We start from the raw sequence: 364 nt of genomic DNA on the forward strand, positions 1-364 counted from the left end.
TAAATTTCATAATATGCTTAAACAAAAAAAGGCCACTTTCTTTGTTCCGAAGAAAGTGGCCGTGCACATTTTTAGCGATTGAAATGATGAGTAAAAACCGCTAAAAACAAGTACTCTTTTAAACGTGACTCTTGAACGTGACGATTACATATGGCTATTAAACGTATTAATACTCATAGCTAAACTGCAAGGTGAACTCTGTGCCAGGGTCTTTGGCGTACACTTGCAGATCTTGCTGTTCGTATTCAGTAGTTTCACCTAAGATATTTTTCGCTTTTACTTTTACCGTAAAACTATCTGTCGGGAAGAAACTATACGTAAAATCAAGGCTATGGAATGGCTTTTCAAATACATCGTCTAAACC

The 364-nt window shown here is 36.3% G+C and carries 1 protein-coding gene; it reads right to left on the reverse strand.

Annotated elements, in window-relative coordinates; genetic code table 11:
* Positions 1-166: 166 nt before the first annotated feature.
* The coding region (locus H5125_RS21880; RefSeq protein ID WP_182745521.1) for a hypothetical protein at positions 167-364 on the reverse strand (198 nt) is incomplete at its 5' end.

Source organism: Shewanella sp. SR44-4, assembly GCF_014163715.1.
GTDB lineage: Bacteria > Pseudomonadota > Gammaproteobacteria > Enterobacterales > Shewanellaceae > Shewanella.